12 protein-coding genes are annotated in these 20390 nt (G+C 67.3%); 7 read left to right on the top strand and 5 right to left on the bottom strand.

Annotated elements, in window-relative coordinates; genetic code table 11:
* Positions 1–32 precede the first annotated feature (32 nt).
* From FA702_RS19770 to FA702_RS19740, 7 genes are all read left to right on the top strand, one after another.
* Positions 33–2780: a LuxR C-terminal-related transcriptional regulator gene (locus tag FA702_RS19770; protein WP_136957808.1), complete on the top strand. Its 2748-nt coding sequence runs from the start codon at positions 33–35 to the stop codon at positions 2778–2780.
* Between the two features lie 146 nt (positions 2781–2926).
* On the top strand, positions 2927–5176 hold the full coding sequence (locus FA702_RS19765) for a TonB-dependent receptor (RefSeq protein ID WP_255504908.1): 2250 nt from the start codon (positions 2927–2929) through the stop codon (positions 5174–5176).
* Between the two features lie 10 nt (positions 5177–5186).
* Entirely contained in the window at positions 5187–6026 is an 840-nt protein-coding gene (locus FA702_RS19760; protein ID WP_136957807.1) for an aspartate/glutamate racemase family protein, read from the top strand.
* Between the two features lie 67 nt (positions 6027–6093).
* The gene (locus FA702_RS19755; protein WP_136957806.1) at positions 6094–8166 is read left to right on the top strand and encodes a hydantoinase/oxoprolinase family protein; all 2073 of its coding nucleotides are present in this window, start codon (positions 6094–6096) and stop codon (positions 8164–8166) included.
* A complete protein-coding gene (locus FA702_RS19750) occupies positions 8163–9839 on the top strand; it encodes a hydantoinase B/oxoprolinase family protein (RefSeq protein WP_136957805.1) in 1677 nt (558 codons plus the stop codon). The genes FA702_RS19755 and FA702_RS19750 overlap by 4 nt, the downstream gene beginning before the upstream one ends.
* Entirely contained in the window at positions 9836–11026 is a 1191-nt protein-coding gene (locus FA702_RS19745) for a Xaa-Pro peptidase family protein (RefSeq protein WP_136957804.1), read from the top strand. Before FA702_RS19750 ends, FA702_RS19745 begins: the two co-directional genes overlap by 4 nt.
* 48 nt (positions 11027–11074) lie before the next feature.
* Complete coding sequence (locus tag FA702_RS19740) at positions 11075–12145, top strand: low specificity L-threonine aldolase (RefSeq protein ID WP_136957803.1); 1071 nt, start codon at positions 11075–11077, stop codon at positions 12143–12145.
* Between the two features lie 47 nt (positions 12146–12192).
* Here FA702_RS19740 and FA702_RS19735 read toward each other — a convergent pair whose 3' ends face one another.
* The 5 genes from FA702_RS19735 to FA702_RS19715 all read right to left on the bottom strand — a co-directional run bounded on the left by FA702_RS19735 (position 12193) and on the right by FA702_RS19715 (position 20383).
* Complete coding sequence (locus FA702_RS19735) at positions 12193–14304, bottom strand: TonB-dependent receptor (protein ID WP_136957802.1); 2112 nt, start codon at positions 14302–14304, stop codon at positions 12193–12195.
* Between the two features lie 13 nt (positions 14305–14317).
* Positions 14318–15067, bottom strand: coding sequence for an aspartate/glutamate racemase family protein (locus FA702_RS19730; protein WP_136958089.1), 750 nt, complete (start codon positions 15065–15067; stop codon positions 14318–14320).
* The gene (locus FA702_RS19725; RefSeq protein ID WP_136957801.1) at positions 15067–16194 is read right to left on the bottom strand and encodes a DUF917 domain-containing protein; all 1128 of its coding nucleotides are present in this window, start codon (positions 16192–16194) and stop codon (positions 15067–15069) included. The genes FA702_RS19730 and FA702_RS19725 overlap by 1 nt, the downstream gene beginning before the upstream one ends.
* Complete coding sequence (locus tag FA702_RS19720; protein WP_136957800.1) at positions 16194–17753, bottom strand: hydantoinase/oxoprolinase family protein; 1560 nt, start codon at positions 17751–17753, stop codon at positions 16194–16196. The genes FA702_RS19725 and FA702_RS19720 overlap by 1 nt, the downstream gene beginning before the upstream one ends.
* A 134-nt stretch (positions 17754–17887) precedes the next feature.
* Entirely contained in the window at positions 17888–20383 is a 2496-nt protein-coding gene (locus FA702_RS19715; protein ID WP_136957799.1) for a LuxR C-terminal-related transcriptional regulator, read from the bottom strand.
* Positions 20384–20390 lie beyond the last annotated feature (7 nt).

Raw genomic sequence — 20390 nt, 5'->3', positions numbered from 1 at the left:
GCGCGGGGCCATCCGGCCAGCGTCGAGGGGGAATGCCCAGCACCGGAACCGCCAGTGACGCCCAGCGGATGCTCCAGCTCAAGCTGGAAGTGCCGCGCATGCCGTCGAGCGTGGTCCACCGCGCCCGGCTGATGACCGCGCTGGGATCGGTGGCGGCGAGCCGCCTGGTTCTCCTGACCGCGCCGGCCGGCTTCGGCAAGACCACGCTGCTGTCACAATGGCGCGATCACTTGCGCGACGCCGGCGGGCGCGTGGGTTGGCTGACGCTCGACGAGGGCGATGCGGACGTGCGCCGCTTCATGATCGGGGTGATCCGGGCGCTGGAAAGCGCCGATGTCGACGTGGGCGATCTGGTGGCGCAGGCCGACCGGGGCCTGACCGAGATCACCATCGACAGCGCGGTGCGCGAATTGAACGCGCGCCTAGCCGGCAGCGGCGCGCCGGTCACGCTGATTCTTGACGATTATCACCGCGCGTCCGCCCAGCCGCTCGACGGGTTCCTTGGGCAGTGGATCGCGCTGCTGCCCGAAGGCACGCGCCTGCTGATGAGCACGCGCCGCCGCCCCGATATCGGGCTGCACCGCCTGCTGGGCAGCGGCGCGGCGGTGGAGATCACTAGCGACATGCTGCGCTTCACGCCGTCGGAATCGCGGCAGGTGCTCGATGTCGGTCTGGCCGAAGCCGATCGCGACGCGCTGGCGGAGCGGACCGAGGGTTGGCCGGTGGCGCTGCAGCTTGCCCGCCTGATCACCTTGCAGGGCCAGGGGCAGGCCTCCGGTGCGCCCGCTCTGGGCCGGCTGGCAACGCGGGGAGGGCATTTGTGGAGTTTCCTTTCCGATCAGGTCCTGCGCGGGCTGACCGAGGAGGCGGTCGATTTTCTGCTGGAAACCTCAATCCTCGAACGGTTCAGCGTGGAGATCACCGATGCTTTGCGTGGGCGTGACGACAGCTGGCGGATCATGGAGCAGCTGGAGCCGCTGCAATCGTTGCTGACGCCACTCGATGCTGACGCGATCTGGTATCGGTATCACCATCTCTTCGCCGATTATCTCCAGGCGCAGTTGCGCCAGCGCAGGCCGACGGCGGTGCCCGCGCTGCACTTGCGCGCCTCGGAAGCATTCGAACGGCGGGGACTGCTGGACGAGGCGGTGCGCCACGCCAGCCTGGCCGGCGATTTCGCGCGCTGCGCCGAACTGGTGGAGCAGGCGGGCGGCTGGCGGCTGGTGCTGTTCGGCGGGATGGGACAGCTCAACCAGCTGCTGGATTTCATTCCTCCGGCAGAGCGTCTGTCGCACCCGCGCCTGCTGCTGGCCGAAGCCTACGTGAAGCTCAAGATGGGTCTGCTGCGCGAGGCGCGATCGACGTTCGATCTGGTGGCCCTTGATCCGGGTGCGCCGGCGGGTGACTGGCCCGCTGGGGACTGGAGCCTCCTGAACGATTACGAGCGCGATACCCTCAACATCAACGTCCTGATCCGCACCTACGAGGACAATACCGTCGACGTGCCGTTCCTGTCGTTCTTCGAGACGATGCGGCAGCGGATGCCGGATGCCGACGGACTGACGCGCGGCGTGCTCGATTGCGCGGGGGCGGTAGCCAGCCTGTGCGCGGGCCAGCTTGCGAGGGCGGAGGATTTTGCACGGCAGGCGATGGGCGCGATGCGCTCGGTCAATTCGGTGCTGGGCCTCAACTACTGCTTCCTGCACGCGGGCCTGTCGTGCGCCTATCGCGGCGAACTGCGTAGCGCCACCGCCTATCTCCAGCGCGCGAAGGCGATGGCGGTCGAGAACTTCGGCGCAGACAGCGGCCTGAAGGCTCTGGCCGAGACGCTGCTGGCGCTGGTCGAGCTGTGGGGCGACGGGCGGTTGACGATGACCGCGCAGGAGCTTGACGAGGCGTTCCGCCACGTCTGTGATTACGATGGCTGGTTCGAAATCTATGCCGCCGGGCTGGATAGCCGCTTCCGCCTTGCCTGGCTGGCACAGGATAGCGCGGCCATGGACCGCGTGATTGCCGATGGCGATGCGCTGACCCGCGCCCGCGGGCTGGAGCGGCTGGCGAGCATCGTCCAGGCGCAGCGCCTGCTGCGCCATGGTGCGGCGGGCGAGACAGCGCAGGCGCAGCCGCTGGCGGAACACCTCGCCGTCCGTTTCCCCCTCGGCATCTGGCGCGACAATCCCGTCCACTGGCGCGCCGGTGTGGACGTGGCGTTCGCACTGGGAACCTGGCTGGCGATCCGCGATCCGGCGCAGGCGCGCGAACGGGCGGGCGACATGCTTGCCTGTGCCCGGGCGATCGGCGCGCGTCCCTATGAAGTGCGCGCGCATCTGCTGCTGGCGCGCATCGCCGCGCTGGGCCGGCGGCCGGACGACGCCATGGGCCATTTGCGTGAGGCGGTGGAGCGCGCTGCCGGTGAAGGGATCGCGTTGCCGTTCTTCGAGCAGCCCGAACTCGCGCCGCTGATCCGCCGGCTCAAGCGCGCGCTGTGGGACGGCGGCGGCAATCCCGTCGAGGCCTCGTTCCTGTCCTCCATCGACGAGCGCCTGGCCGAGGCCGGTCCGGCGGACGACAGCCCGATCGCGGTGCTCAGCGCGCGCGAGCAGGAAGTCGTCGCCGAGCTTTCGCGCGGGCTGACCAACAAGGAAATCGCCCGCGCGCTCGACATGACCGAGCACACCGTCAAATTCCACCTCAAAAACATCTTCGCCAAGCTGGGCGTGGACCGTCGCGCCCACGCGCTGTCTGCCTTGCGCGACACCGGCTGGTCCTCCCGCGCCTGACTCTCCGCCCGCCGCCGGACCTCCCCGTTCGGGTAGGTCCGCCGCCGCCTCCACCGATGGGTAGCTACTCTCCGGGGCAGCTTGTTCGTGACCGCCCGATGACGGACCTTGCCGGAAGAGACACAAATCCGACCAAGGGGGGTCCAATGTCCGTTCGTAGCACGATACGCCTGTCCGCCTGCGCCTCGGCGCTCGTCCTGTCCGCCGCCGGCGTGGCGCACGCGCAGCAACCGCCGGCGGAAGAGGCGACTGCCGCGCCTGCCGATCCCAGCCAGATCGTCGTGATCGGGCGCGGCCGCCTGGAAGCGCTGCAGCAGGCTCCGCTGTCCGTCACCGCTTTTTCCAGCCAGGCGCTGGAGGATGCACGGGTGAAGGGCGTGGCGGACTTCATCGGCATCACGCCCAATATCTCGATCGTCCAGTCGCAGAGCGCGGGCAATTCGTTCGTGACCATTCGCGGCATTTCGCAGGTCCGCAACGGCGAAAGCCCGATCGCGGTGGTGACCGACGGTATCCAGCAGATTTCCGCGCGCCAGTTCACCAGCGACCTGTTCGACGTGAAGCAGATCGAAGTGCTGCGCGGCCCGCAAGGGGCGCTCTACGGGCGCAACGCGATCGGTGGCGCGATCATCGTCACCACCAAGCAGCCGACCAACGATTTCCATCTCGACGCGCAGGTTTCCGCCGGCAACGGCAACGACTATCGCGGCGAGGTCTCGGTCAGCGGGCCGATCGTCAAGGACAAGCTGCTGTTCCGCCTGGCCGGCAGCGCGCGCAACTTCGGCGGCCTGCTGCGCAACGACCATCTCAACCAGACGGTCGACTGGGTGCATGATCGCAACGTGCGCGGCCAGTTGAAAGCGTTCCTGACCGATACGCTGACCGCTGACCTGCGCGCGAGCTACAGCCATACCAACGCGATCGGCGATCAGTTCCAGTATCAGGGCGCCAAGTTCGCCTCAGATACCTCGTGCTTCCTCGATCCGGCCAATCCCTTCGGTGGTCCCGCGCCCGATGCCGACCGCGTCAGCCGCCGGTTCTGCGCCAACAACCGGGGCCGCAATTTCCGCGAGCTGACGGATGTTTCGCTGAAGCTGGAGAACAAGGCGGACTGGGGCACGATCACCAATGTCCTCTCCTACATCAACATCAAGGAATACCTCGAAGGCGATCAGTTCCCCTACACCGCCAGCCGCAACGTGTTCGGCACCGACGGCACGCAGACGCAGTACGAAACCGTCAAGGCCTGGCAGAACGACCTGCGCATCGCATCGCCCGATGGCGGCCGCTTCCGCTGGATGATCGGTGCCTACATCCTCGGCACCCGCCGGTTCATCTCGACCACGACGGGGCAGGACAACGGGCAGGGCATCGTCAGCATCTACAAGGCGCCGCAGTACAGCAATCCGATCAACCCCACGCTGTCGTTCCTCGCTGATAACAACCGCAACACCGCCTATGCCTTCTACGGCAACGTTGCCTATGACCTCACCGACAAGCTCGAAGCCGCCGTCGCGTTCCGCTACGATCACGATCATCGCCACCAGATGATCGATCCGCTGAGCAGCGCGGGCGTTCCCGCCGGCTGCACGGTGGCGGCCACCACTGCCTGCTCGCGCGTCGCCAACTTCAGCAAGGCGCAACCAAAGGTCACGCTGAACTACAAGGCCAGCCCGGACCTCACGCTGTTCGCGGACTGGGGCATCGGTTTCCGGTCGGGCCAGTTCAACCAGGCGGGCGCCGCCTCCGCCGCCAACCTCCCCGGCGCTTTCGATCTTGCCCGGCAGGAAAGCGCGGAAACGACCGAGGCCGGCTTCAAGGCGACGCTGCTCGGCGGCCGCCTGCGCATCAACGGCACCGCGTTCTACACCGCCGACAAGAATCCGTTCTACTTCGTGTTCGTGGGCGCGGTGGGCGCGCAGATCCTCGTCAACGTCGACAAGGTCGATCTCTACGGCGGGGAAATCGAGGTGGCCTTCACCCCGGTCAAGGGCTTGGACCTCTACGCCAACTACGGATACACCCACAGCCGGATCAAGAAGTTCACGTTCAATCCCGCCGATGTCGGCAACTGGGCACCCTATATCCCGCGCGACAGCGGATCGATCGGCGCGCAATACCGCTTCCCGGTGTCCGATGGCCTCAACGTCTTCGCGCGGGGCGAGATGGAACACCACGGCAAGCAGTACTGGGACCCGGAAAACGCCACGGCGCGGTCTTCCTTCCAGCTCGTCAACCTTCATGCCGGGCTGGAGGACGCCAGCGGCAAGTGGAGTCTGACCGGGTTCGTCCGCAACCTTGGCGACAAGAAGTACAACGCCGAGTTCGTCAGCGGGGGCTTCGTCCAGCCGGCTTCGCCGCGCACCTGGGGCTTCGAGCTGCGGACGAGCTTCTGAGGGAGAGGACATGACCGCGATCGCCCATCACCGCGAGGCGCCGGCCACGGCGCCGCTCAGGATCCTCTGGGTCAATCCGATCAACCAGCCGGGCTATGACGCGCCGATCGCCGACCTGATCGGCCGCGTCAAACTGCCCAATGCCGAAGTCCATGTCGTTTCGCTCGCCATTCCCGAGCCGGTCGCGCTGACCAACCTGGAATGGCGGGTGTTCGAAAGCCGCATCTGGTTTCCGGTGACGGCGATCGCGCGCTATGCCGCGACCCATGGCTTCGATGGCTATGCCATCGGTTGCTTCTACGACACCGCGCTGGACGAGGCGCGCGAGATTTCCGGCGATGCCGTGGTCTGCGCGCCGTGCCAGTCGGCGCTCCAGATCGTGTCCAACCTCGCCAACCGCTTCTCGGTCGTGATCGGCGTCGAGAAGTGGAAGGTGCAGATGGAAGATCGCATCCGCCACTACGGCTATCATGACCGGCTGGCCTCGTTCCGCACGATCGGCCGCCACGTCGATGAATTCCAGCAGAATACGGCCGCCACCGAGGACGCCATCCGCCGCGCGGTGCGCGAGGCGGTGGAGATCGACAAGGCCGAAGCGGTGATCCTGGGCTGCACCATCGAGTTCGGTTTCTATGCGCAGTTGCAGCGGGAGTTCGGCATCCCGATCGTCGATGCCGTCTATGCCTGCTACAAGGCGACCGAAGCTGCGGCGCTCGCCAAGGTGCAGTTCGGATGGAAGCCGAGCCGGCTCTACAGCATGGCCCCACCCGGCGAGGAACGGCTGGCGGCGAGCGGCCTGTTCGCCGGGCCGCCGCCGATCGGCAACACCGTGATCGTGCCCCGCGCCTGACCGCGCCGCACTTTCCCTGATCCCTTCCCACCGGGGCCTGGCCACAGGCCCAACCGGAGAACTTCCTGTGCGTGCAGCAAGCGATGTCGGCGGCACCTTCACCGACCTGGTCTATTATCCCGTCGATCCCGAGACCGGCCGCCCGGGAGCGGTGCAGGTGGCCAAGGCGGACACAACCCCGCCCGAATTCGAACAGGGCGTGATGAACGCCATGGCCAAGGCAGGCCTTTCCCCCGCCGCGCTCGATTTCTTCGCTCACGGCTCCACCGTCGTGATCAATGCGCTGACCGAGCGCAAGGGCGTGAAGACCGCGCTGATCACCACGGCGGGCTTCCGCGACGTGATCGAGATCGCGCGGGGCAACCGGCCGGACCTGTTCAACTTCAACTTCCGCAAGCCCCGGCCGTTCGTGGACCGCTACCTGCGAGCCGAACTGGTGGAACGCAGCAATTTCCGGGGCGATCTGGTCAAGCCGGTCGACCTCGCGCCGTTGCCCGCGCTGCTCGATTTCTTTCGGGCGGAAGGCGTCGAGGCGATCGCGGTGGCCTTTCTCCACGCCTATGTGAATCCCGAAAACGAACGCCGCACGGTGAAGGCGATCCGCGCGGCCTGGCCCGGCGTGGCCGTGCTGGCGAGCCACGAGGTGAGCCGCGAATGGCGCGAATATGAAAGGACCAACACCACGGTCCTGTCCGCCTATGTCTCGCCGATCGCACGGCGCTATATCGAGCGGCTGGAACAGCGGCTGGCCGACGGCGGCTTTGCCCAGAAGCCTTACATGATGCAGTCCAACGGCGGCATCGCCACCGCCGCCGCGGCCAAGGCGAACCCGATCACCATGGTCGAATCCGGCCCTGCCAGCGGCATCTACGCCGCCGCCCATGTCGGCCGGGCGATCGGCGAGCCGAACCTGATCGTGCTCGACATCGGCGGCACCACGGCCAAATGCACGCTGATCGAGGGCGGTCAGATCAAGGTCTCGACCGACTACTACATCGAGCGCGACGGCAAGTCGCCCGGCTATCCGGTGCAGACGCCCGTTTCCGAAATCGTCGAGATCGGCAACGGCGGCGGGTCCATCGCGTGGGTCGATGCCGGCGGCAAGCTCCATGTCGGGCCGCAATCGGCCGGCGCGCGCCCGGGGCCGGCAGCCTACGGGCGCGGCGGCACCCGTCCGACCACGACCGACGCCAATCTCCTGCTGGGCCGCATCGATTCGGCCAGCTTCGTCGGCGGGGAGGTGGAACCGGACTGGCAGGCGGTGGATGCCGCCTTCGCGCCGCTGTGCGACCAGCTCGGGCTCAGCCGCGCGGAACTGGCGCGCGGGGTGATCCGCATCGCCAACGCCAACATGACCACCGCGCTGCGCCTGGTTTCCACCAACAAGGGCTACGATCCACGCGATTTCGCGCTGATGGCTTTCGGCGGCGGCGGGGCGATGCACGCGGTGGCGCTGGCCGAAGAGCTCAAGGTGCCGCGCGTGATCATCCCGGTGAACTCCTCCGTGTTCTCGGCCTGGGGGATGCTGCTGACCGACTTGCGGCGCGACTACATCCGCACCCGGCTGACTCCGCTCGCGCCCCGCAGCATCGACGCCGTGCGCGCCATCTTCGCCGAAATCGAGGCGGAGGCGCTGCGCGATTTCGCCGGCGAAGCGGGCGATCGCGCGCCGCTGTTCGAATACCGGGCGGACCTGCGCTATGTGGGGCAGGAACATACCGTCGGCATAGCCTTCCCGCTCGATGGCGATGCACCGGTGGAAGCCGCGATCGCCGCGTTCCACGAGGCGCACGAGAAGCGCTTTACCTACCGGCTCGACGCGGCGGTGCAGCTCGTCAACTTCCATCTTGTCGCCACCCTGCCGGTCGACAAGCCCGACCTTGCCGAGCGGGCGGTGACCGGTCTGACCCTGGCGGACGCGGTCAAGGGCACGCGGCGCGTCGATTTCGACACGCATGGCGTTCATGACGCGACGATCTATGACGGGCTGCGGCTGGAGCCGGGGATGGCGCTGTCCGGCCCGGCGGTGATCCAGGAGCCGGCCGTTACCCTGCCGCTGCCGCCGGGCGCGCGCGCCGAAGTCGATCGCCTTGGCAACTACCATGTCCATCTTCCCCAGCCCGAAGGAGCGCGCCCGTGAGCACTGATCCCTTCACCCAGGAAATCATCAAGGACGCGCTCGTGGCTTTGGGCGACGAGATGTTCAACGCGATGATCCGCACCTCGATGAGCCCGATCATCTACGAGACGACGGACTTCGCCGTGGGTGCGACCGACGCGCGCGGCAACCTGCTGGCGCAGGGCAACGGCGTGACCGGCTTCCTCGCCACGCTCGATACCGCCGTGCAGAGTACGCTGGAGCACTGGCCGCTCGACCGGATCAGGCCGGGCGACATCTTCGTCACCAATTCGCCCTACGAAGGCGGGGGCACGCACCTGTCGGACGTGGTGATCCTCTATCCGGTCTTCGTCGATGGCCGGCTGATCGCCTGGACCGTCAACAAGGCGCACTGGACCGAAGTGGGGGGCACTTATCCCGGCAGCGCGACCACCGCATCGACCGACATCTTCCAGGAAGGGCTGCACTTGCGCTTCCTCAAGCTGTTCGACGAAGGCCGCATGAACGAGGCGCTGGTCGAGATGATCCGCACCAACGTCCGCCTGCCCGACAGCACCATCGGCGACATGCACGCGGGCGTCGCCGCCTGCCGCGTGGGTGGGCGGCGGATCGTCGAACTCGCCGCGAAATACGGGGGCGACGATCTGCTCGCGGCGATGGATTCGCTGCTCGATTATGGCGAGCGCATGACGCGCGAGGAGCTGAAGAAGCTGCCCAAGGGCGTGTTCACCGCCGAGGACGTGGTGGAAGAGGACGGGCACGGCAATGGCCCGTTCGTCATCAAGGTGAAGGTGACGATCACCGACGACCGGATGGTCGCCGATTTCACCGGCACCAGCGGCCAGGCGCCGGGGCCGATCAACCTGTCCTACGCCGGCCTCATCACCGGGGTGCGCTGCACGTTCAAGGCGGTCACCAATACCGAGATTCCGGCAAACGGCGGCTGTTTCCGCGCGCTGGAGGTGATCTGCCCGGAAGGCACGATCCTGTCCGCGAAAAGCCCGGCGCCGGTTTCCATCTACTATGAATCGCTGCTGGGCGCGATCGAGGTCATGTGGAAGGCGCTGGCCCCGCTGATGCCGCACAAGCTGCCGGTGGGTCACCAGCGCACTGTGGGCGCCACGTTCATTTCCGGACTGCTGCCGGGGACGGAAGACCTGTTCGTGATGGGCGAGCCGCTGGTGGGCGGCTGGGGCGCGGGCATCGATCATGATGGCGACGCAGGCCAGTTCTGCGCGGCGAACGGCGAAACGTTCAACATCCCCATCGAACTGGCCGAAAGCCGTTATGGCTTCGAGATCGACCAGTATGCCTTGCACGCCGAGGACGGCGGCGCGGGCGAGTATCGCGGCGGCAAGGGCGTGGTGCTGGATTATCGCGTGACGGCGAAGGAAGCGTTTCTCACCTATTCCGCCACGCGCACCACATCGCGCCCCTGGGGGCTGGCCGGCGGTGGCGAAGGCTCCACCAACCGTGCCGAAATCCTGCGCCGCGATGGCTCGGTGGAGACCTATTCTATGGTCACCGGCGCGCGGGCCGTGGAAGGGGAGACCTTCCGGCTCGTCAGCGCGACGGGCGGGGGCTATGGTGATCCCATGAAACGCGATCGATCCCGCCTGCTGGCAGACCTGCGCGATGGCTACGTCACGCCGGAGCAGGCGCGGCGCGATTACGGGTTCGATCCGGCGGCATGATCGGCGGTTCAACCATCGCCGCCGAACTGGCCGCGATCCGGCCGTGGGCGGATCGCGCGCCCGCGATCGCGCTGGCGGAGCGGCAGGCCCGGATCGAGCGTGCCCGCGCGGCCATGGTCGTTGCCGGGGCGGATGCGCTGCTGGTGGGAGCAGGGCTCAGCCTCTCCTACTTCACCGGAATCGGGTGGGGCATGATCGAGCGGCTGGTGGCGATGGTGCTGACGCCGCGCGGCAAGCCCTACATCGTCTGTCCGGCGTTTGAGCGGGGTTCCCTTGAGGCGATCCTGTCCATGGATGTCGATCTGCGGTTGTGGGAGGAGCACGAAAGCCCTTCCGCGCTGGTCGCCGCGATCCTGCGCGAAGCCGGGGCCAAGCGGTTGGCGATCGATCCGGCGCTGCCGTTCGGCATGGCGGAGCGGATCAGGCTGGCCGCGCCCTCGGCATCGATCATGGATGCTACGCCGATCATCGATGGGTGTAGGGCGATCAAGTCCGACGCGGAACTCGCGTTGATGCGGCAAGCCAAGCGGATGACGCTGGAGGTCCAGCGCCGCGCGGCCCGTGTTCTCGCACCCGGTATCCGCGCCAGCGCCGTGCGCGGGTTCATCGATGCCGCGCACAAGGCGATCGGCAGTGCCGGCAGCACGTTCTGCATCGTCCAGTTCGGCGCTTCCACCGCCTTCCCGCACGGATTGCCGCAGGACGACGAGCTGCGCGAAGGCGACATGGTGCTGATCGACACCGGCTGCGCGGTGGAAGGCTACAATTCCGACATCACCCGCAGTTACGTCTTCGGCAAGGCGGATGACGAGCAGCGCCGGATCTGGGACATCGAGGCGGAGGCACAGCGCGCGGCGTTCGATGCCGTCCGCCCCGGCGTACCCTGCGCCGCGATCGACGCGGCGGCGCGGGCGGTGCTGGAACGGCACGGACTGGGTCCAGACTACCGCCTGCCCGGCCTGCCGCATCGCACCGGCCACGGCATCGGCCTGTCGGTCCACGAAGCGCCCTATCTCGTGCGCGGAGACGAGACGCTGCTTCAGCCCGGCATGTGCTTTTCCAACGAGCCGATGATCGTGGTGCCGGGCCGGTTCGGGGTGCGGCTGGAGGATCATTTCCACGTCACCGATCACGGCGCGCGCTGGTTTACCGAGCCTTCGCGGGCAATCGACGAACCGTTTGCCTGACGGGGCGCCTTGCCTTGCGGCAGAGGCTCAAGTCCTTACGATTGCGGCATGAACGATCACGATATCAGGAAATCCTGCACACGCTCGCTGTCCTACCACGGCTTCTCCGGACCACGCGAACAGCTTCTCGCGCTGGCCGACTATGCGCCCGAGGACGAGGCCGCGGACGTCTATGGCGCCGGCGGCGCGGTAGCTCGGCTCGAAGAGCGCACGGCGGCGCTGCTGGGCAAGCCGGCCGCGCGGTTCTTCATCAAGGGCATGACCGCGCAATACTGCGCGCTGCGCGTCCACGCCGAAGCGCGTGGGACGGAAACGGTCGCGATCCATCCGCAGGGGCATATCGCGTCGGACGAAGGGGACGGGCTCGAACGTGTGGCCGGCCTGAAGGCCGTCCGCCTTGGCCGCTATCAACCGTTCGACCTTGCCGCGCTGCAAGCCGTGGAGGAGAAGCTGGCGGCGGTGGTCGTCGAACTGCCGCTGCGCCGGTCAGGCTATTTGCTGCCGCCGCTGGACGAACTGCGGGCGATGTCCGCGTGGTGCCGCGAAGAGGGCGTTCCCCTGCATTTCGACGGGGCACGGCTGTGGGAAGCGGCGGCGGGGTATGATGTCGCGCTGACCGAACTCGCCGATCTCGCGGACACGGTCTATGTGTCCTTCTACAAGGGCCTGGGCGGTCTGGGCGGCGCGGCGCTGGTTGGCGATGACGCCTTCATCCGGCGCCTCGCTCCTTGGAAAACGCGCTTTGCGGGCAACCTCGCGACGGCCTTTCCGCAGGCGCTCTCGGCGCTGGCGGGCATCGATCAGCATCTGGCCCGCATGCCCGAATATGTCCGCCGCGCGCGCGACCTGGCCGGGGTGCTGGATTCCGACGGGCGCGTCATCGTTCACCCGGTCATTCCCCACGCGAACAGCTTTCAGCTGCTGCTGCCGGGAACGACCGCCGATCTGCACCAAAGACACGCGGCGTTCGCGCGGGAACACGGCGTCTGGCTGTTCAACGCCTTCACCGAATCCCCGATCGAGGGACGTTCGATCGCCGAAGTGGTGATCGGAGCGGCGTCCGATACCTGGGAGAACGGCGAAGTCGCGCGCTGGATCGACGCCTTGCTGGCCGCCTAGACATTCGGGCCATCGCGGCGGGCTGATGCCGCGATGGCCCGACCGCGTCAGAACTTGACCTTGGCTTCCACCGCCCAGGTCGCCGGCTGCGCGCGGAACCCGATATCGGTATCGGACCCGGAATAGGCCTTCGGGTTGTAGTCGCTGTAATACTTCTCGTTGAAGATGTTGCGGCCGCTGAAATAGAGGCCCCAGCGTTCGTTCTCGACGCCCACGCGCACATCGACGAGGTTGATCGGATTCTGCACCTGCCGGTTGTCCACTTGCCAGTACTTGCGCCCCTTGTGCGCATAGTCGAGCCGCAGCAGCAGGCCGAAATCCTCGGTCAGCGGGCGGTTGTACTGGAAGCCGGCATTCATCGACCAGGTCGTGGTCTTGGGCGTGTGGTTGCCCACGGAGGCGGGATCGACCACGTTCTTGCGGATGTTGGTGTCGGTCGTGCCGATGGCGCCGAACAGTTGCAGGCCCTTGGTGGGCAGCGCCTGCATTTCCAGTTCCACGCCCCAGATATGCACCTTGTCGATATTGCCGATGATCTGCGAGGCCGTGGCGACATCGATGTAGAAATACTGGAAATCCTTGCTGACGGCCTTGTAGATCGCGCCGTTCAGGATCAGGCGGCGATCGAACCAGCTCGTCTTGAAGCCGGCCTCGTAGTTCGCCAGCTTTTCCGCGCGGAACACCGGGATGCTCACCGTGGGCGCGTTGAACCCGCCTGAGCGGAAGCCGGTGCTGTAGGTCGCATACACGAGCTGCCGGTCGTTGAACTTGTAGGTCAGCGTCGCCTTGGGCTGGACGTTGTCGAAGCTGGTCTTGCGCACGGCACCCGATGCCAGGTCGGTCTGCCGCCGTTCGTCCCGATCGTAGCGCAGCGCACCCGACAGGGTGAGGTGATCGCTCAGGTCGTAATCGACGTTGCCATAGACGGCATAGGCGTTGTTGCTGTTGTCCTCGCTCAGCCGGATCAGGGCCAGCGCGGGATTGTCGATCTGATCGCGCGATCCGTTCAGGTCGATGAAGGCGCGGGTCAGCAGGCTGCGCTTGGTGTGCAGGTAATAGCCGCCGAGAATCCAGCGGAACGGCCCCTTGCCGTTGGAGACGAGGCGCAATTCCTGGCTGGTCAGCTTGACGCGCAGGTCCTGCCCTTGCCCCGCCTGGATGCCAAGGCCCAGGAAGCCGCCGGGATTGTCCACCGGATTGCCGAAATCGAGATCGCCGCGATAGCTCTCCTTGATGTCGGTATAGGCGGTGATGCTGGTCAGCGTGGCGGCGCCGAGATCGAGATCGATCTTGGCCGAAGTATCGAACAGGTGGCCGAACGTCAGGCCCTCGATATTGGCGCTGGGCAGCCGGAAGTCGTTGGCCAGCCCCGATGGAACCCGGCTGTCATAGATCGCGCCGGCGCGGAAATCGCGGTAGGAGGCGCGCAGGTCGATCTTCAGGTTTTCGCTGAGCGAGGCCTTGAACTTGCCGCGCAGTTCCCAGTCGTGGTCGATGAAATCGACGTTCTTGTCGCTGTAGGTGTTGCGGATGCGTCCGTTGTCGGTCTTGTACGATCCGGCGATGCGCAAGCCCGCGTCGTCGCCGATCGGCGTGGAGAGCGAGCCGGTCACGTCGATGGCGTCGCCCCGGCCATAGCTGGCATCGAGCGCGCCTTCCATGTGGTCGGACGGGTCCTTGGTGATGATGTTCATCGCCCCGCCGATCGCGTTGCGCCCGTAGAGGCCGCCCTGCGGTCCCTTCAAAACCTCGATCCGCTGGATGTCGAACAGGTTCATCCGCAACTGCTTCTGGCTGTTCTGGGGAACGCCGTCGACGATCACCGCCACGGGCGAATCCGCGTTGTTGATCTGCGTGACGCCGCGCACCACCACGAACGAGTTGAGGTAGGTGAAGCTTTCGTCGAACGAGACGTTGGGCACCAGATTGACGAATTCGCGCGTGGATTTGATGCCGGCGTCGGCGATCTTCTCCTCGGAGAACGCGGCCACCTGGATCGGCACGTTCTGGAGATTCTCCTGGCGCCGCTGCGCCGTCACTACGATATCGCCGAAGCCCTGGCTCTGCGGCGCCTCCTGCGCCATCGCCGGCGTTCCTGCGGTCAGTCCGGCAATCGCGATGGCCAGCCGGCCAGCGCCCCTCATGTTGTTCGTTCCCATCGTCTTTCCCCTTTTATGCCCCGTATCGAGCGATGCCTATCTCCGGGTATCCCCTCAGTTCCTTGTCGCGTGGCGTGCCGTAAGTGCGCTTGCTGTGCGCAAGCCCTGCGCGAACCATGCCGTCGGCCATGCAGACCGTGGCCGGGACCGGATCGATCACCGGCAGCACGTGTCCGTGCGTGCGCAGGGTTGCGGCAATGGCCTCGGCGCACCCTAAAAAGCCGGTGCAGCCGAGCACGATGGCGTGCGCGCCGTCCTGTTCCACGGCCGCCAGCGAGGCCTGCGCCAGTTCCGTCGTCAGCCGCTCGGGCGCGGCTTCCAGTTCGAGCACCGGAATGTCGATGACCCTGACGGAGGCGAGCTTTTCGCCCACGCCATAGACCTTCGCCAGATTCTCGATCATCGGCACGACGGAATCGAGCACCGTCACCACGCTGAACCGGTGGCCAAGCATGGCGGCGAGATGCATCGCGGTCTGCGCCGGTCCCAGTACGGGAATGGACACGACCTCGCGCGCGGCCTTCAGCCCCGGATCGCCCATGCAGTCGATGACGATGGCGTCCGCGCCCGCGCGTTCCGCCCGGATCGCCTCGACCACGAGCCCCGGCACGGCCATCGCCTCGTCGAATTCGCATTCGATCGAGGCCGGACCGGTCGCGAGCAGCGACTGGGTGATGACCAGATCGTCGCGCATCAGCGGGGCCACATCGTCCAGCGTGCGGATGCCCTCGGTGATGACGGGGGTAATCAGGTGTACCCGCATCACGCGCAATCCTGGATCAGGTCGCGGACGGGCACGTAGTCCTCGTCCAGTCCGAAGCAACGCGGGCCGACCACGTCCAGCGCGTGGGGCGTAGTGAGGATCGGCGGGGCGCTGCACGCCACCACGGCGACGCGCTGGCCATAGGCGAGCCGTTCGGTGGGAATGGCGTGCGCGGTTTCAGCATCGACGATGGTGACGAGATCGGGGACGATGCCGCGCAGCTCGCCGTTGACGTGGACCACGAGGTTCTCGTTCTGGAATCGGACTTCGGCGACCTCCGGGGCCTCACCCGCCGCTGCTTCCGCCCCGCCCATGGCGGAGATCGTGCAGTTGCCGAACACCCAGCCGCGCGTGGTATCGCGTTCGAGGCTGGTGATCTTGCCCCGGAACACCACGGCGGCATCCGAATAATAGGCGTGGGCGCGCAAGGCCTCGATCAGGCGGTCGAGCGGCGGGCGCGGATCGCCGCTGCGCGCGATGGCTTCCCCGATCCCGATCGCGCCGCTCAGCGTCAGCGGCACGGCGGCGCGGCGCGCCTGCGCCCCGGTCATCGGATAGCACGACATGCACACGCTGGCGCCCATCACCGCGGCGACGGGGCGTGCCAGCTCCTCGGCCTTGAGGCCGGTAACCGTCTGGTAGAGCACGCTGTTGCCGTGTTCGTCCGCGATCGTCATCGGGGCGCAGGCCACGCCCTCGATGTTGAAGCTGGTCATCTGGAGCGCGGGGAACGCGCGGCCCATGCCGTCGGCATCGACGATCGGCAGCCCGCGCATCGCCGCGTAGGCGACCGGCATCATCGAATTGCAGCCGCCGATCTCGGCCGAGATGATCGCGGTGGCGGTGCGGCCCAGGAAGCGCTCCAGCACTTCGACGGCGCGGTGCTGGTCCTCGATCGAGAACAGCTTCTCGATCATCACTGTCGGCGCGCCCATCGCGGCAGCCACGAACACGTTGTCCTCGTCCTTGAGATCCTCCGGCCGAACGATCGGGACGGGGCCGTATTGCGCGATCGCCTCGCGGCAGAGCAGCGAGCCGAGATAGGGATCGCCGCCGCCGCCGGTGCCCAGGAAGGCCGATCCGATCGCCAGGTGTTCGATATTGTCGAGCGTGATTTCGCGAACCATCACCGTACCTCCGCAAGCGCTAGATCGCCGACCGCGCGGCAGACCACGCGCGTCGCCCCGCCCGGCAGGTATTGCAGCGGGACCGCCTCGATATTGACGATCTCCACCGTCTCGGCGCTCGCCCCGGCGGCGATGGCCTGTTCGGTCGCCTGCGCGCGTGCGTCGGCAAGCGCCGCTTCGCGGCTGGCGGTGTCGGGCGCGTTGTAGATGCGGTCGATCTCGCCGCTGACCTGGCCAATGGCCGCGCCGATCGCGTTGGCGACGCCGGCGTGTTCGGGGCGCATCATGTCGGAAACGCCCTGCGGCGTGGCCGAAACCAGCACCGATCCGCCGCCGACCAGGATCATCGGAATATCGCCGGGCGCGGTCTTCATCCGGTCGATCGCGTCGTCGATCAACCGATCGATCGCGCCGCGCGCCTCCGCCACCAGCGCCGGAGCCAGGTGGGCCACGCGCGCGGGATCGCCGAACGCCGCCTGGCCGCTCGCCACTGCGATGTCGCTGGTGGTGAGCGTTTCGCCGCCGAAGATCAGCCCCTCGCTGCGCAGGCGGAAGCCCACCGAATCCGGCCCGACGGTGACGCCGTCCGCCGTTTCGCGGACAAGGCTGCCGCCGCCGAGACCGATCGAGAGAATATCGGGCATGCGGAAGTTGGTGCGCACGCCCCCGACGTCGACATGCACGGTCGACTGGCGGGGAAAGCGCGCGACCAGCACGCCCACGTCCGACGTGGTGCCGCCGATGTCGACTACGATCGCGTCGCTCGCGCCGGTCAGCCAGGCCGCGCCGCGCAGGCTGTTGGTGGGGCCGGCGGCGAAGGTCAGCACCGGATAGCGCTGCATGTGGTCGGCGCTCATCAGCGTGCCGTCGTTCTGGCTGATGTAGAACGGCGCGGCGATGCCGAGTTCGGCCAGCGCGCGCCGGAACGCCGACGTGATGGTGGCGGCGAGCGGGCGCAGGCTGGCGTTCATGATCGCGGCGTTCTCGCGCTCCAGCAGGCCCACGCGGCCGACTTCGGACGAGAGCGAGACTTCCATCCCGGGGGCGTGTTGCGCGATCAGTTCGGCGGCGCGCGTCTCGTGCGCCGGGTTCAACTGGCTGAAGATGCAGGAGACGGCGATCTGGCCGATGCCGGCAGCGCGGGCTTCGTCGACGGCGGCAAGGATGGCCGCCTCGTCGAGCGGCGAGATTTCGCGTCCGTCGAACTCGAAGCCGCCGCGTACCATCGCTGATCCGCCGCGCACCACGGCCTTCAGATCTTCCGGCCAGGCGGTGAACGGAGGAATGCCGCGTCCGGCGGGAAAGCCGATGCGGATTGCGAAGACCGGCACCAGTTCGCGGCGCTGGATGAAGGCGTTGGTGAAATGGGTCGTGCCGATCATGACGGCGTCGATCGCGTCGGGCGTGATCGCGCATTCGGAGATCAGCGCCGTGATCGCCTCGGCGATGCCCGAACTGACGTCCTTGCTGGTCGGGCGTTTCACTGCCCCCAGAACGTTCCTGCCTGATAGAAGAACGGCATCGGTATTCGTGCCGCCCACATCCACGCCAATCCGCATTGAAGCCCTCCGCTGGTGGAGGACAGCTTTCATGCGCCGTGGCCGGTGCGCAACGCGCCCGGCTGGGAGGGGAAGGGTTCTACATGGTAGTTATGAGATAGTGCGCCAGATTGCGGCACTACTCGGATTAGTAGTCAGGCGGATGCGAGCCGCCTGCCAGCGGCAATCGCCGAAACTCGGTCGTGGACGCCCAGCTTCTTGTAGATGCTTTTGAGGTGATAGCGCACGCCGTGCTCGGAAATGGCGAGCTGGCGGGCGATCCGCTTGTCCGAACCGCCGCTTTCCAGCAGCCGCAGCACTTCGCGCTCGCGCTCGGACAGGGCGCTTGCGCCGGCGCCGCCCCGGTCGCGCAGCCGGTTGCCAAGCGTTTCCGCAAACGCGAGTCCAACCTCGTCGAGGCGGGCCTCCGCGCGCAAGCGCGCCAGCGGAGTGGCGAGGAGAGGGCCTACCATGTCGCGGAATATCTGCCTGGTCCCGGTGCGCGCGCCGATCGCGATGGCCGCGCCCAGCAGATCGCGCGCGCGGTCGTCCTCGCCATCGAGGCAGGCGGCGCTGAAGCGGGCGAGCAGGAAGCGCAGCCGCGATCGCTCCAGTCCGCGCGCGGCGGCGCGCTCCAGCGCGGTTTCGAGAAGCGCGTCGGCCTGGTCCCGCGCACCATCGGCGCGCAGCCGGTAGAAGCGGGCCAGCGTATAGATCTCGTGTTCCTGCCAGCTTGCCGTCGGCCCGGGTTCCGGCGCGATCCAGCCCGGCGGAACGGGGCTTTCGTTGCCCTGCATCGCTTCCTCGCCGACGATGCACAGGCCAATCCCCGTCACCAGATCGGCCACGCGCGGCAGGCCTTGCGCGCGCAGCTTGCCGACTTCGTCCTCGATGGCGCGTAGGGTGGTCCCGAGGCCATGGTCGATGCGGTTGAGCCGCACCATCGTTTCATAGGCCACGAAGTAGATGTCGAACCAGGCTTCGGCGTCGGGCATCCTGTGCGCGGACTTGCGCACCGAATTGCGCGCGCTCGTCAATTGGCCGGCTTCGTACTCGATCGATCCGGTGAGCGCGGCGATCACCGTTTCCACGCCCACATCATGCGCGAAGCCTTGCTGCCAGTGACGGCGCGCCTCCGACATGCAGGTACGCGCCTGCTTGAGCCTTGCTTCGGCCAGGTGGATCGCGGCTTCGTGCATGAACAGAAACATGACGTTGTAATGCGAAGCGGCGAGTTTGGCCTGCGCGCGCGCGTCGATCAGGCTGGCACGCGCCACGTCGAACCGGGCGCGCTGCGAATTGAGGATGCACGAAAGCGTCGAGAGGAAGCTGCGCAGGGCGGCGTCTTCGGCCTGCTCGGCGGTCAGGCCGCGTAGCAGTTCAAGGTCGTTCGTCCGTTCCAGCGAGCAGCCATAGACCAGCAGCGTCACGCGCACGATTTCCAGATCGCGCGCCAGCGGATCGGGCGAGCCGATCCCGGCCTTCGCCATTTCCGCCGCCAGCGTTTCGTACAGGTGCTGCGCCACGCGGATGCGGCCGCCCTTGAGGTGGACGATGCAGTCCATCATCCGCAGCACGAGCGAGGCAGCCACGTCCTCCGCGCTGGATTTCTCGACGAGTTCGCGCAGAACGGGAAAACCGTGGACGATCCAGATGCGCAGCGCGCCGTGCGCATCGGCATATTCGCGGATACGGCCGGAATTGCCTGCCATCCTTGCCAGCGTGGCGGCTTCGGCAAGCTGCCCCGTGCCGGAATAGTGGTCGGCCATGGCCAGCAGCAGGCTCTCGCGGTCCTCTCCCGCGCCTGCGGCCTGCGGCCCGTCGCGCAGCAGGACGCGCAAGGCGGGATGGAGGTGGATGCGCTGGCCCTGCCGGTCGACCAGCCCTTTCAGGCGATAGGCGAGATCGGCGACGACCGTGTCTTCCCGCCGCTGGCTGTCGATCGCTCGCAAGGTCGCCAGATCGGGCGCATCGAGCCAGCTTGCATGCGTCAGCGCGGCGCATTCGGCCGGTGTGAGCGACGCCAGCACTTCCTGCGCGATGAACGTGCCGAGTCCACTTTCGCGCACGATGTCGAGATCGCTCCAGCTTGCCGACACCTCGCGCGCGGAGGCGGCCCAGCGGGTCAGCACGTCCAGCGCCACCGGCCAGTCGCCGGCCAGGGCCCGGATGCGGGCGCGGATCGCCGGGCGCAGCGAGCCTTTCAGTGTGCTGGCGATATCCTGCGGGCGCAGGCGCAAGGCATCGGCGTCCAGCACGTCGATCGGCGTCCGCAGTGCCATGCGTGCCAGCGGCAGATCGCCGGGCTGGTGGATCGTGAAGATCACCCGGCGGCCGGCGCGTTCAAGGTCGATCCGGTCCAGCACTTGCGCCAGTAACCTGCCGTCGGCCGCACCGGCCTCCTCGATTACGGTGATCGGCGCCGTTCCGCCCAGCAACCCTTCGGCCGCCGCCTGCGGATCGCGGCCATGTTCCCACAGGCCGAACGCCGCGATCCCGTCCGTGCCCGCGCTGTGCAGGCGCCGCGCCGCCGCCTGCGCCAGCCGGCCCTTGTAGAAGCCCGGAGGGGCGCACAGCACCACGACCGGCCCGCCGGCAACGATGCGCTCCACCAGTCTGCCGAAATGTCCGTCCGTCGGGGAAAGCTGCATATGCGGG

It is taken from the genome of Novosphingobium sp. EMRT-2 (genome assembly GCF_005145025.1).
Classification (GTDB): Bacteria; Pseudomonadota; Alphaproteobacteria; order Sphingomonadales; family Sphingomonadaceae; genus Novosphingobium.
The sequence above is the reverse complement of the archived record's forward strand: the minus strand, read 5'-3'. Positions and strand labels throughout refer to the sequence as shown.

Bases quoted from the DNA above. Each gene is read 5' to 3' on its own strand.
- FA702_RS19765 (WP_255504908.1), top strand. From the start codon at position 2,927: ATGTCCGTTCGTAGCACGATACGCCTGTCCGCCTGCGCCTCGGCGCTC.
- FA702_RS19735 (WP_136957802.1), bottom strand. From the start codon at position 14,304: ATGGGAACGAACAACATGAGGGGCGCTGGCCGGCTGGCCATCGCGATT.
- FA702_RS19740 (WP_136957803.1), top strand. From the start codon at position 11,075: ATGAACGATCACGATATCAGGAAATCCTGCACACGCTCGCTGTCCTAC.
- FA702_RS19720 (WP_136957800.1), bottom strand. From the start codon at position 17,753: ATGCGGATTGGCGTGGATGTGGGCGGCACGAATACCGATGCCGTTCTT.
- FA702_RS19760 (WP_136957807.1), top strand. From the start codon at position 5,187: ATGACCGCGATCGCCCATCACCGCGAGGCGCCGGCCACGGCGCCGCTC.
- FA702_RS19770 (WP_136957808.1), top strand. From the start codon at position 33: ATGCCCAGCACCGGAACCGCCAGTGACGCCCAGCGGATGCTCCAGCTC.
- FA702_RS19725 (WP_136957801.1), bottom strand. From the start codon at position 16,194: ATGGTTCGCGAAATCACGCTCGACAATATCGAACACCTGGCGATCGGA.
- FA702_RS19715 (WP_136957799.1), bottom strand. From the start codon at position 20,383: ATGCAGCTTTCCCCGACGGACGGACATTTCGGCAGACTGGTGGAGCGC.
- FA702_RS19745 (WP_136957804.1), top strand. From the start codon at position 9,836: ATGATCGGCGGTTCAACCATCGCCGCCGAACTGGCCGCGATCCGGCCG.
- FA702_RS19730 (WP_136958089.1), bottom strand. From the start codon at position 15,067: ATGCGGGTACACCTGATTACCCCCGTCATCACCGAGGGCATCCGCACG.